Genomic DNA, 12,067 nt, shown 5'->3' with positions numbered 1-12,067 from the left:
TCTACTTCATTGTTAGAATTGAATAAGGAACTACCACGTAATCCGAGGTATATTTCAGTGGAGCCAGTACAACTTTCTTGAGCAGCTTTGGTATTTTGGAATGTAAAAAGATGATATAGGTGACTATCAGAAGTAGATAGCATGGATCGGGATTACGTTCTTGTTCGTACCAGGGTACCGGGGGGATGAGTACTGGAACGGTAATCTTGGAGGATTCGGGCGCGACACGCATAAAGGCCGGCGTTTCGTTAAACTGACTTAACACGTTCTCTTCAAACGTAAGATTTTGTGAAATGGGAGGGGTTAATGGAAATACAACCAAGCATACGACAAACCAAACCAAGATGATCCATTGACGATTTCGCCGGGAATTGAGCATGCTGCCCCCTCCTTTCATATTTTAATATCCTATAGGAGTAGTACGGATTGTTACGGACAAATATCACTATCTTAATAATATACCTATTGACCGCATCTTGTAAAAAAAAATGTTGCCAATATCGAAATTTGGACAAAGCTAAGCGCTTGCAAGCGCAGTCACTCCTTCCTCCATCCGGTATGGCAACCCTATTCGTTCGTCCTTTGATGCGTCATCCTTCCAAGTTCATCCCTATTCCACGCCGAAGCGCTTTTCGCAAATAATACTCAGCTATGCCTATATCGAATACAGCCAACCCCATGGGATTAAAATAAACCGGCTCATCAGCGGCATAGTCAGCCAGCCCGTTGCGGCAAATAACGTCCGAGATCGAGCGGGTATCGGATTCTTGCAAACCATGTTGGAGATGAAGCTGCTCCACATCCGTATTCTCTCGGCATACTTCCTTCCAATCATCGATAATGACTGCTTTTAACTTGGCCACGCTGGCCGGTTTGTAATCCCTCAAGGATACATTTAGCAGCAGTGTCCCGGACAGCGGCACCTCGTCGATATACCTGTCAGCCGCGACGGTGCAAGTAGCGAATACGTTAGAGCTGCGGTAGACTGACCGCCAATCGTCCGCAATGGTCGTAATGTTCTTGACGCCTGCCGGGATAGAGTCCGGGTCGATTCCATTCAGGTCGTATAAGGTGACATGCTCCAGCTTGTCGCCTAGCATTCTCTCTAACATTCCAAGATGCAGCCGCCCGATCGGCCCCCATCCGATAATGCCTACACGCAATTTGTTGGCCGGCTTCCGTGCTGTTAAATAGGCGCGAAACATCACCCCGCTAACCGCAGCTGTACGAATAGCGTTCAACAAGCCGCTGTATAGAAAGGCGACCGGTTCCCCGGTGGAGGCATCGTTCAGTATGATCGTATTATGCGCACGCGGCAGCCCATTGCGCCGGTTGCCCGGAAAGCTTGCAATCCATTTGATGCCTGCCATGTTGAAGCTTCCTCCCACATAAGCAGGCATAGCAATAATCCGGTTGGCTGGCTCATCGGGAAACCGTAAATACGGCTTCAACGGATGAGCGCTCTGCCCGCTGTCTTTCACCTTGATGACTTCCTCAATCACCCCGGTCAGCTCGTTCCAGTCGATGCCGATCTCACGAATATGACCGTCGTGTAAATAAATCATGCAGCGCCCTCCTAAAAAGAGCTCGGATTGGATTCCAGCTCTTGTTTTACCCATTCATCATTGTAAACCGTGTTCAAGTATCGCTCACCGCGGTCCGGCAATATCGCCGCGCATACTGAGCCCTCAGGAATGCTGCCGCTCAATTTGTGAATAGCAGCAATCACACCTCCGGAAGATGCCCCTGCCAGGATCGCTTCTTGACGGACCAGTTCACGGCAACCTTGAACGCAATCCCGGTCCGACACATACACTACCAAATCAGTCATATCCGGGTGGTGCAAGCTGGGCGTGATGCCGGAGCCGAGCCCGGGAAATTTTCGCGACCCTTTGGGTCCGCCAAAAATAACACTGCCTTCCGCATCTACCGCTATAATTCGAGTCGGCCACTTCTGGCTGCGGATATATTCCATACAGCCCCGAATCGTGCCGCACGAGCTGACGCCGCAAAACAAATAATCGACGGGCCCGAGCTGTTCGCCGATTTCCTTCATGGTCGTCTCGGCATGAGCGCGGTAGTTGTCCGGGTTGCCATACTGATTCGTCCAATAGCTGTTCGGTATTTGCCGCAGCAGCTCTCCTACCCTATAAATCCGTGCAGGCAAAAATTCACCGGTCTCCCGATCCGGTTCCGTCACCAGATCGATTTCCCCATGAAAGCAGCGAATAATTTGCTTATGCTGTTCTGTCGTTCGAGGGTCGACAACGCAAATAAAGCGCAGCCCCAAATAACAGCATAATTGCGCGAGACTGATTGCCAGATTACCGGAGCTGGATTCAATCACCACACTGTCTCTAGTAATCTCACCACGTCGAATCGCCTCACGCAGCATGAACAGGGCCGGCCTATCCTTGGCGCTGCCCGCCGGGTTCATCCACTCCATCTTCCCGAAGACGCGGAATGGCTGGCCTTTGAATAGCTGGCGCAGCTGAATGAGCGGGGTACCGCCGATCGTCTCGACTATGCCTCCTCCGAGCTCCATATTCATCCCTCAACCTCATAGCTTATTTTTTTATTCTTGACGGAGCTGCGGTGATCCGAATCGTCAAATGCCGCTCCGATGACCTGTATCCCTTCCAAAATCCCTGCACGAATCATCGCGCCTATCTCCGGAATGCGATTCTCCAGATCACTTCGAATGCTCTTCAGAACCTCTCCTTCCGCATCAGGACTATATATAGAAACGGATAGTGCATTTCCAGTTACTTTAACTCGGACGCTTGCTGCATTCAGGTGACGGTAAACGACGTCTTCAATATCGTAGATGCTTATTTTCTCACCGTGCTTTAAGTCCGGACCGATTCGCTTCACTACACTGTGAAAGCTTTGCCGCAAAACTCCGTCTACTAGGATAGGACGCATATCACGCACGATATCATAGGTCACATAACGGATTGCGGGGAACGCTTCCCTTAACGTCGAGGTCAAGACAAGCACTTGCTCATCCGCTTCCACAAGAGGCTCCAAATGTTCTCCGATATCCTCGGCGGCAATGCCCTCCGCCAGCAATCCCTCGGTTAACAAGTACCTCCCATGCTCATGAGAAAAATACGCAATAGTTCCGATCTCAATAGAACCGTACGTATCCGTAATTTGCTGCACGTTCAGACCCAATTGTTCGGCTGCCCGCTGAATCCAGACAGGAGAAGCCATCTCCCCTACAAGAATGACATGGCGAATTCCATAGACTGTAGGATCTTCGGAAGCGAGCAAAATTCGATCCAATATAGAGGGCATCGTATACAGCACCTCGGGACGAAACTGTGCTAGCCGGTCCAAATGCCGAGCTATCGGCAACCGAAACGACACGGATTCCACTTCCATTCCGAGGCGCCGGAATACCCCAACCGCAGTCGCTTCCGCATGGCCCGTACCCATATCTGCCAAGGCTCTATGAAATCCTCCATAGCCGACAATATGACGAAATACATCGAGCTTGATCCGCATATATGCTTCTTCATCCGCTTCCGAATAGAAGATCGTCTTGCGCCGGTTGGAGCTTGTTCCAGATGTCTGGTAACGATTCAAATCGTCCCGCTTTGACAAAGGATTATGATCACTGTAGTAGTGCTTCTCCAACAACGAAGCTGTGATCAGCGGCAGACGTTCCCACTCTCCCCCGCCATCTAACTGCTTCCCATCGGCCTCAAGCGCATACCACGGGTATTGTCGGGCCATACGTTCTAGGGTCTGCTGAAGCTCTAAAGGGACCGACACGGTCTCCTCCCCTTTCCTCTCAGCTTATCGAGTCTGGTTGTTTTCCATAGTTACTTTATGCACCCCCATCCGCCTGTGTTCGTCCATTAGCCTATTGCAGAGGGAAAAGCCGACTAGCAATCACCTATGTTCAGGAAGCTTCGTATGATATAGCGTAAGCTATATTTGCGCAGAAATGAGGGTGGCATCAATTGAGCAAACAAACATTTATATCCAGTAAATGGATAAAGACCCGAGTCGTACTGCGCGATCAGACATTGGCAAGGCATGTGCCTGTCACTCGTCGATTGACGCGTGAGCGACTGGCTGAGATGCTGCATCGCCATCATATGGTCTATGTGAAGCCGGATTCAGGCGCTAAGGGCGTCGGAGTTATGAAAGTGGATAAATCAAAACGGACCTATCGTTACCAAAGAGACGTACGAGCTGTAACCTTTCCAACCTTCCATACCATGTTCCATTCGCTCACGAAGCACATCGGACGAAAGCCTTACTTGGTTCAAAAAGGGATTCATGTGCTGAGACACCAAGGCCGTCCCTATGATTTTCGCGTCATGATCCAAAAAAATCCGGCTGGAAAATGGGAGCGGACCGGAACCGTCGCTCGTGTTGCCCATCCGCGCAAAATCGTCAGCAATGGCAGCCAGGGCGGCACTATTTTCCCAGCACATGCTCTTCTTGTACCTGCCGCAGGAAAGAAGCAAGCCTCCAGGCTATTGGCAAGAATGGATCGCCTAGCCTACTTGACGGCGGCGCAGTTCAGCCGTGCATATCCCGCCATGAAAGAGCTCGGGCTCGATATCGCCATAGATCACCGCTTAAATCCGTGGATTCTGGAAGTGAATACCTGCCCCGATCCTTGCCCGTTCACCAAGCTGCCGAATAAATCGATGATCCGCAAAATCGTCGCCTACGCCAGAGCCTACGGCAAACGATATTGCTTGAAGTGCTCTAAAGCGAAAAGGGCACCGCAGCGGCGTCGGTAAAATCGGCCGTTCTATGCCAGGAAAAACAATAAGGGAGCTGAACCGCTTGTAACGGTTAGCTCCCTGGCAACACCTTCTATGGTCAGAAGGAGTACTTGCGTGCCCCCTCCATTTCAACATTAACTTACATTCCATGCGGAAATCCACATGCTCCCCATCCACGTCTCGATCAAATACCATTCATCCCACTGTCCGTGCACATTGATTTTTTGAGTGGACAGCCTTCCCGCCGGACTCATATCCGAGGGAGTTCGGTAGAACGGAGCGTCCTCGGATAATACGACTTGTTTATCTACAGGCTTAACCTGATAAGCACCCTGCCCAATATATACCCATTTATCCCCGATCCAAGTGCTCACTTTTCCCCAATCACCTTTTGTTGCGGAAAGCTGCACGAGTTGAGGAGAAAGTGCTACCTGGGTTCGGAGCATTTTGCCGTTTGTAAATTCAAATAATTGGCTGTGCGCCGCCAAGTATACCTGAGACTGGGCATCCACTTCCGGTTCATCTGCTGGAGAAGACAGTATCTGATTAATGCCGGTAGTCATACCATTTGTTAATTGATTCAAATAATTCGTATCCGATAACTTCTCATCTTCCTCCGGGTTGGTCATGAAGCCCATCTCTATGAGAACGGAAGGAACGGTCGACCAATTGAATCCGGTCAAATCGGAGCGTGGAACAATCCCCCTCGATACGGCTCCTGTTGCGGCTATCGCTTCGTTCAGGATGACGCCTGCAGCCTCCTTGCTTTGAGCGAAGAACGCTTGTGTCCCCTTACTCGATGCCGGATACAGCACGGATATGCCTTGTGCTTTCGGAGAATTATCTCCATCCGCATGGATTCGTACCGCCAAGTCTGCTTGGACATCATTGCACTTCTGGGCCCGTTCAATATTCGAAATGTCTACATCATGGGTTTCCCGAGTCATAACTACGTTGTATCCCAGTTTTTCCAGCTTGCCCTTCAGCAACAGCGAAGCTTCCAGGGTGAGCACATATTCCGGCTTCTTCGTCTTGACCCCTCTGGTTCCAGAAGTCACCTTTGCCTTCATTTCTTTGGAGTCCGGTGAAGCTTGCTCCAGAGCGTTGTTACCGTACAGCTGATGCCCGGGATCGAGGCAAACCATCTGCTCATTAGGCGTGCTGGCACTGACCTGCGTCGGTCCCAGCCACCCACTGATCAATAGCGCAATCGTTAGAGAAATAAAACTCATATTGCTGCGGACCATGAATTGCCCTCCTATGTATTCTTGCTCTACTAAATACCGGATCTATCCAACAAGCTACTCTTGCTCCTGGATCCAGCCATCACCTAACCAGGTGCGGATCAATATCCAGCCGTTCCAACGCTCCAAGGCCTGCACTTCCTGCGGATTCAACTCACCAAGCCGTACAGAATTGTCCTGATTAGGATATTTATAAACAGATGCTGGACTCCTTAAGTTTATACGCTCCTCCATTTTCTCGCTAGATCCTTTTAAGAAAGGGGTTTGGTTCAGACGTATCCACTTCGGACCAAGCCACGTAGGGACACGGTACCAATCTCCTAGGCGTGCATCCGTCTTTACTTTTACTTTGCCCAGCTCTCCACCAACCGGAAACGACTCCTTAGGACGATTATAGAGCTGCACTGGCTCCAGCAGCTGAATGTTTTCCTCTATCATTTCCATCGGATACCGCTCATGCCAGAGCTTATACCCTTCCGAAGCCATATATAATCCAATATTCTGATTCTCACTCCATATGTCTGTGAAGGTCCAGAGCGGCAGCTCGGTCTCCTCTTGGTATGGTCCTAACTCCGCTGTAAACCCAGGCCGCCCAAATTGGGCGATAAACCAATCGGTGAAGCCCCCACCTGAAGGATCTTTTACCGGTTTGACCTGACTATATCCTGTCATCGCGCTTATGCTGTCTGCCATCTTCTTATCCCGAGCCATATGTTCGGGTGCCGTGTTGAAATACCAATATAGCACTTCACCTGAGCTGTGATAGGATAAGGCAATTTCCGGATCAATCTGGTATGTAAAATGGATCATGCTCGTCGCTTCCGCTGTTTCCGCAGGCTCGGAGCCTTTATAATTCTTGAACATCGGATACTTGGGAGAATTGACAATACCAGTCCACATAGCAGGATACTGCCGGTTAATGTCAATCCCGCTCGCATTTGCCTTCCAGCGTTTAAAATTATAACTGCCACCGTTCATACTAATCATGTAATCATGGTAATATTCCGGAAAAGCATCCAGCCCTTTCTGTTGAAGCGTCACACCATCCGGGTTCACCATCGGAACAAACCAGATCGAGCAGTGATCCAACAAATCGCGAACCACATACTGATCGTATTTCATATTATTCTCATAAGCGTAAGCATACCGGTCAATCATATAAAGAATAAGGTTTGTCCCCATCCATTCTCTGGCATGCTGAGACCCGTCTATTAGGACGGAAGCTTCCCCTTTACCCAGCTTGACTGCCTTAATATCTCGGCCAAAATCCGTCGTCCCAATCGACTTGACCTCGATTAATCCGGGATAAGCGGCAGCTAGCTTATCGATCTGCTCTGACATTAATTCATAGGTGTACTCCTGGTATGGGTCAACAATCTCCTTGTTCACCGGTATGGGGTCAGAAGCCGCTCCTGAAACTGCATTTGTACTGCCAAAAATAAGACTCATCCCCAGTAGGACGGCTGTTACATTCTGCATCCTACTCAACCTTTTCTCTGTTCCCAAGCTTCTATCTCTCCTATTTACGTTGATGTATGATATGTATTCCGTGGGAGGAATTTCCTAATATGCAAGTACATTTTAATAGATTCATATAAAAATTACTATAATTGGGTCGATATTTGTCGGTTTATGATGTTTAGTGTTCGAGGGAATATGAAAAAGCACCAGCCGATTGGCTGGCGCTGAGTCTGCCGAGAAACCCATGAAAATTCAGATTTGTTTGTAATACTCCGGTGGGTATCCCTTTCTGGCCATTGTTATATATTATTCGCTTCCTTCTTTTTATTCTATGATAACCGTGATTCAATAGAAGGGGATGATGGGAGCTGCATCGATTTCTGTTTATTTGAATGGTTAAAGCCATAACGAAGTTTTTTGCGCAATGGTTCCTCGTAGAATTTAAAGATCAAAGAACTCAACAGAATTGAAAGGATGAAGGAAATACTAGATTTATATATGACTGGAATAGTTAAGAAATCCATATATCGAATCACTAACTGATGAACCATATAAAATGAGAAACTAATTTCACCTAAATAGACTAAGGTCTTATTTGAAAGTACCTTTGAAATCAATCCACCTTGAAATGCATAAACGAATATCAACAAACACCATATAGGAACGAAATATACTCCTCGGACAATCCCTACATCTACTCCTCTGGAAACTACTAATAAAACAATAAAAAGTCCAACGCTAAGTAGCTCAAGAACGGTAAATTTACTTTTAACCTGATTAACACCAGAAAACTTTTCAACAAAAATTAATCCCAACACTGCGCCACACGCAAACTCAAACAATCTCGCTACCGGGAAAATATGTAACAACCAAACATAAAAGCTATTATCCTCTGTTAATTTAGCATTTAACAGTAACAATGCAATCCAGATCGCCAAGAATAGAAAGAATGCCCGGAACACATTTTTATTCATCCTAAGCTTTGTAAATATCCAAACTAAGAATGGAAACGTCAAATAAAATATTGCTTCAACAGATAACGTCCATGACACCCCATTAAAATTAAAATATGTAGCCTGATTTGGGAAGAAGCTTTGGATTAGCAGCAAATTTATTGAGGACATATAAGCGAGCTTTATGAAATATAGACCCTGTGGATTGAAGTATAGCAATGCAAGGGGAAGCGAAATTAAAAACGTTAGAACATGTACGGGATATATTTTTGCAAATCGAGCTATGTAGAATTTTTTAATACGAACACCTTCTAATTCTGTAAACTTTGAATGATAGTTATACGCTAAAATAAATCCAGATAAGACGAAAAAAAATTGCACTCCAGCTGTACCCAATTCTAATTGGGCTGTCACTCCAATATGGTATAAGAAAACCATTAGTGCAGCAAAAAATCTAAAAGACGTCAAAGAATTTATCAAATAAGCCACCCTTTCAATAATTCTTTATAACGAACGTCTCTATTTTATATTATACAGTTATTTCCATCAAGCATTAAGTTTCTACATATTCTGCTGACCTCAAGGGTGCATAAAAAGAAGGAGCTTTACCACCCTATTCAGTGGCAAAGCTCCTATATTTCCATTTAACCCATCCCACCTAACCCCGTACTAGCCTGCTCAATATCCTCTATCAGCACCTGAGGATGCTCCAAACCGACGTACAGCCGAACTATCGATCCCTGTATGGGCTCGCAGCCCGGCACGGACCGTCCCACAGTAACCAAACTCTCGTAACCGCCCCAGCTGACGCCGATACGGAAATAGTTGAGCCTTCCCGCCCAAGCCTTCATCTCTTCCGGCGGCAGGTCGGTCTCGAAGGAAAATAAACTACTCGAACCGTGCATCTGCCGCTTCGCCAGTTCCTGCTGCGGGTGGGATACTAGTCCCGGATGGTTGACCTTTCTTACAAAAGGAAGCTGCTCCAAATGCTGCGCTACCGTGAGTCCGTTCTGCTCCAGCTTCTCCATACGCAAGGGCAGCGTCCGCAGTCCGCGCATCGTTAAGGACGCCGAATGAGGCGTCATGATGCCACCGAGCAGCAGATACTCACTGCGGTTGATTCGACTGATCGTTTCATCGCTCCCGATCAACACGCCACCAATAATATCGCTATGGCCTCCGATATATTTGCTGATGGAATGCAGCACGAGGTCGATACCGAACTCGAACGGGTTCTGGAAACAGGGTGTCCCCCACGTATTATCGATAATCGTCACCGCTCCAATGCTGCTGGCAAGTTCTGCGCAAGCACGTAGATCCTGAAGCCGAAACGTCTGCGTCGTCGGGCTCTCCAGGTAAATGACCCGCGTATTGGAACGCACCGCCGCTTGAAAAGACTCCATAGAAGTTCCATCGACGAAGGTCGTCTCCACTCCATACTGCGCTAGAAACACGCCCAACAGTTCCCGCGTCGGTCCGTAGGCTTGATCCACGCATATCACATGGTCTCCAGACCGAACATGTGAAATGACCGCCGTCGTGATAGCTGCCATTCCCGAAGCAAAGCATCGGGCCTTTTCTCCGCCTTGAAGAGCAGCTAAGCGCTTTTCCAGCTGCTGTACAGTCGGATTATGTCCGCGTGAGTATACAGGGACATCGTCATTCCCCATAGATGCCCTATCGAAATCTTCATACGTAGCGAAGGTGAACAAGCTATTCTGATAAATCGGCATCACAACAGCACCCTGATGCTTATCGTCATGCGGGTCATGAGCAACTCGCGTGCTCGTATCGACAGTACGTCGAGGAACGTTATCCTCGTCTTCCAGCCTTACTTGGTTAGAGTCCACGGGAATTCTCCTTCCGATGGTTTTTGTCACTGCGAGCTAACCCTTCACCGCTCCCTGCGTCAATCCTTCGACAATAAAACGCTGGCAAATAGCGAACAAAATGACCGTCGGAATCACAGACAGCACCGTAGCTGCCGACATAGAGCCCCAGTCGATATCGAACTTCGTAATAAACGAATTCATCGCTACAGGCAGCGTTTTAGAGCTTTCCTTATCAATGAACATAATCGCCATGAACAGCTCGTTCCAGTTCTGCACGAAGGCAAAAATAAACGTCGCCGATATCCCCGGCATCATAATAGGGACGATAACCCGGAACAAGGCGCTCATTCGAGAGCAGCCGTCCACCATCGCCGCTTCCTCGAGGCTTGCAGGAATGCGCTGAAAAAATCCCCTCAGCATAATGGTGCAAAACGGAACCAGACCGACCGTGTACATGAGAATCAAGGCTCCCTGTTTATTCAGCAGCCCCATCCTTGACATCATCCAGTACAAGGTGCTGAAGCCTATGAACAACGGCACCATTTGCGTTATGAAAAAAGCGAGCATCAGCTGACGGCTGCCCCTGAAGGTAAACCGAGCCAGAACATAACCGCTCAAAATGGTCACAATCAGCACGATAGCCGCGGAAATAAGAGAAACTACAAGACTGTTACCGATGTAAATATGAAATTTGGATATTTTAAAAATTTGCACGTAATTTTCAAATGAAATTTGTTTCGGCCAATATTGAAGAGGCAGCGTAAAAATATCATTCCGAGGCTTCAGCGACGTAATGACCATCCAATATAACGGGAACACCATAAATAACAGGTACACGGCAAGAATAAAGGCTTTGCCTATTTTTCCGGGTAATGTCATCCGTCTGTTCATTAGAAATCACCCGCTTTTTCCGCTCTAGTCGCAAACAGATAAAAGGTCGTAAACAGTACCAGAATGGCAATACAAATAATTCCGATGGCGCTCGCCTGCCCGTAGTCACCTGAAAAAACGATTTTATCCAGCATGTATGTCGTTAGTATGTGAGTGGAGCCTGCCGGACCTCCGTTGGTCATCCCATAGATCAAGTCGGGGAAGTTAAAAATCCAAATGACCCGCAGCGCCGTCGTGGAAATAATCGTAGGCATAATGTATGGAATGGTGACCTGAAACAGCTGATTTAAACTGCTTGCCCCATCCATCTCCGCCGCCTCGTACAACTCAGACGGTACCGACTGCAAGGCTGCCAGCAGCATAATGGCAAAGAATGCTACCCCATACCAAATATTCGCCACGATAACGGAGAACATGGCCCACTTCGGATCGGACAAGAAACCGATACGCTCCGTGATCAGGCCGAGCTTCAACAATAGGTCATTGATAACGCCAATCTGTCCGTTAAACAACCAACGCCATATAATGCCGATCAAAAATCCGGATAAGGCCCAGGAATAAAAGACAAAACCTTGGTATATACCGCGTCCCAGGAAGCTGCGGCGCATCAACAGCGCCATCATGAAGCCGATCAGGAACTGCAATATGAGTGAGATGACAACCCACATGACCGTATTTTTCAATATAGTTTTGAACTGGGCTGCTTCGAGCACCGTTTGAAAATTTTTGAACCCGACATAATGGACATCGGTTAAGTTAAATAGCGAATAATTTTGAAATGCTACGCTGATGCCCTTCAGAATGGGAAAATAGGTGAATCCGAAAACAAGGAGCAGTGTGGGAAGCAAGCATAGGAAAATAAAGGTCTGCGTACGGTTCAGCCGAAACGGCCTTCCCCCCTCCCGTAACGGCTGCGCAACACGTTGTTTCATCCG

At 47.8% G+C, this 12,067-nt stretch carries 11 protein-coding genes; 1 reads left to right on the top strand and 10 read right to left on the bottom strand.

The annotated features are described in order from the left end of the window. Position 1: 1 nt before the first annotated feature. The 4 genes from BP97_RS0110500 to BP97_RS0110485 all read right to left on the bottom strand — a co-directional run bounded on the left by BP97_RS0110500 (position 2) and on the right by BP97_RS0110485 (position 3,780). Positions 2-379 carry a hypothetical protein gene (locus tag BP97_RS0110500; protein ID WP_028549059.1) on the bottom strand — a complete coding sequence of 126 codons (378 nt, stop codon included), beginning with the start codon at positions 377-379 and terminating at the stop codon, positions 2-4. 211 nt (positions 380-590) lie between these two features. Continuing rightward, a complete protein-coding gene (locus BP97_RS0110495; RefSeq protein ID WP_028549058.1) occupies positions 591-1,565 on the bottom strand; it encodes an ornithine cyclodeaminase in 975 nt (324 codons plus the stop codon). Positions 1,566-1,576: 11 nt separating this feature from the next. Beyond that, positions 1,577-2,551 carry a 2,3-diaminopropionate biosynthesis protein SbnA gene (sbnA, locus tag BP97_RS0110490; RefSeq protein ID WP_028549057.1) on the bottom strand — a complete coding sequence of 325 codons (975 nt, stop codon included), beginning with the start codon at positions 2,549-2,551 and terminating at the stop codon, positions 1,577-1,579. Then, the gene (locus BP97_RS0110485; RefSeq protein ID WP_028549056.1) at positions 2,548-3,780 is read right to left on the bottom strand and encodes a phenylacetate--CoA ligase family protein; all 1,233 of its coding nucleotides are present in this window, start codon (positions 3,778-3,780) and stop codon (positions 2,548-2,550) included. The genes sbnA and BP97_RS0110485 overlap by 4 nt, the downstream gene beginning before the upstream one ends. A 191-nt stretch (positions 3,781-3,971) precedes the next feature. Here BP97_RS0110485 and BP97_RS0110480 point away from each other — a divergent pair, with 191 nt between their 5' ends. Next, a complete protein-coding gene (locus BP97_RS0110480; protein WP_028549055.1) occupies positions 3,972-4,766 on the top strand; it encodes a YheC/YheD family protein in 795 nt (264 codons plus the stop codon). 119 nt (positions 4,767-4,885) lie between these two features. Here BP97_RS0110480 and BP97_RS39375 read toward each other — a convergent pair whose 3' ends face one another. The 6 genes from BP97_RS39375 to BP97_RS0110450 all read right to left on the bottom strand — a co-directional run bounded on the left by BP97_RS39375 (position 4,886) and on the right by BP97_RS0110450 (position 12,064). Next, a complete protein-coding gene (locus BP97_RS39375; RefSeq protein ID WP_064745682.1) occupies positions 4,886-5,998 on the bottom strand; it encodes an N-acetylmuramoyl-L-alanine amidase in 1,113 nt (370 codons plus the stop codon). A 54-nt stretch (positions 5,999-6,052) separates the two neighbouring features. Continuing rightward, the gene (locus BP97_RS35860) at positions 6,053-7,474 is read right to left on the bottom strand and encodes a M14 family zinc carboxypeptidase (RefSeq protein WP_036745725.1); all 1,422 of its coding nucleotides are present in this window, start codon (positions 7,472-7,474) and stop codon (positions 6,053-6,055) included. 311 nt (positions 7,475-7,785) lie between these two features. Continuing rightward, on the bottom strand, positions 7,786-8,889 hold the full coding sequence (locus BP97_RS0110465) for an acyltransferase family protein (RefSeq protein WP_028549054.1): 1,104 nt from the start codon (positions 8,887-8,889) through the stop codon (positions 7,786-7,788). Between the two features lie 164 nt (positions 8,890-9,053). Beyond that, on the bottom strand, positions 9,054-10,259 hold the full coding sequence (locus tag BP97_RS0110460; protein ID WP_231506268.1) for a trans-sulfuration enzyme family protein: 1,206 nt from the start codon (positions 10,257-10,259) through the stop codon (positions 9,054-9,056). A 36-nt stretch (positions 10,260-10,295) separates the two neighbouring features. Beyond that, positions 10,296-11,132 carry a carbohydrate ABC transporter permease gene (locus BP97_RS0110455; RefSeq protein ID WP_028549052.1) on the bottom strand — a complete coding sequence of 279 codons (837 nt, stop codon included), beginning with the start codon at positions 11,130-11,132 and terminating at the stop codon, positions 10,296-10,298. Then, positions 11,132-12,064: a carbohydrate ABC transporter permease gene (locus BP97_RS0110450; RefSeq protein WP_028549051.1), complete on the bottom strand. Its 933-nt coding sequence runs from the start codon at positions 12,062-12,064 to the stop codon at positions 11,132-11,134. Before BP97_RS0110450 ends, BP97_RS0110455 begins: the two co-directional genes overlap by 1 nt. Positions 12,065-12,067: the final 3 nt, after the last annotated feature.

This window comes from Paenibacillus sp. UNC451MF, from assembly GCF_000686845.1.
Classification (GTDB): Bacteria; Bacillota; Bacilli; order Paenibacillales; family NBRC-103111; genus Paenibacillus_S.
This window is presented reverse-complemented; position numbering and strand designations above follow the sequence as displayed.

Coding starts and splice junctions, on each gene's coding strand:
- BP97_RS39375 (WP_064745682.1), bottom strand. CDS start 5,998: ATGGTCCGCAGCAATATGAGTTTTATTTCTCTAACGATTGCGCTATTG.
- BP97_RS0110450 (WP_028549051.1), bottom strand. CDS start 12,064: ATGAAACAACGTGTTGCGCAGCCGTTACGGGAGGGGGGAAGGCCGTTT.
- BP97_RS0110500 (WP_028549059.1), bottom strand. CDS start 379: ATGCTCAATTCCCGGCGAAATCGTCAATGGATCATCTTGGTTTGGTTT.
- BP97_RS35860 (WP_036745725.1), bottom strand. CDS start 7,474: ATGCAGAATGTAACAGCCGTCCTACTGGGGATGAGTCTTATTTTTGGC.
- BP97_RS0110495 (WP_028549058.1), bottom strand. CDS start 1,565: ATGATTTATTTACACGACGGTCATATTCGTGAGATCGGCATCGACTGG.
- BP97_RS0110455 (WP_028549052.1), bottom strand. CDS start 11,132: ATGAACAGACGGATGACATTACCCGGAAAAATAGGCAAAGCCTTTATT.
- sbnA (WP_028549057.1), bottom strand. CDS start 2,551: ATGAATATGGAGCTCGGAGGAGGCATAGTCGAGACGATCGGCGGTACC.